The 270-nt window shown below is 39.6% G+C and carries 1 protein-coding gene; it reads right to left on the bottom strand.

Going from position 1 to position 270, the window contains the following annotated elements; all coding sequences use genetic code 11:
* On the bottom strand, positions 1-270 hold a 270-nt coding region (locus AAEY83_RS15320), incomplete at both ends, for a porin (RefSeq protein WP_351060272.1).

Here is a 270-nt window from a genome sequence, read left to right as displayed (position 1 = left end):
GAAAGTATCACGGCTTTTGAATGCAATATTGTTATCATCACCTGCATTACCATCAATATTGATACCCACTTCATACTGATAGATTACATCAGTATTAGCAGTAATTGCTTCAGAACCTTTAAAACCAAGACGTGAAGAATATGAGTTGATTTGGACGGCGTCCATATCGTCATCAGTACGAGTCTCATCATCTAAATTAACGTAGTCCATACCGACGAATGCTTTACCATAAACGGTTGGTGCTGCATTGGCTGCAGATACAGATAGGGC

The sequence above is a fragment of the Psychrobacter sp. TB20-MNA-CIBAN-0197 genome (genome assembly GCF_040309765.1).
Classification (GTDB): Bacteria; Pseudomonadota; Gammaproteobacteria; order Pseudomonadales; family Moraxellaceae; genus Psychrobacter; species Psychrobacter submarinus.
This window is presented reverse-complemented; position numbering and strand designations above follow the sequence as displayed.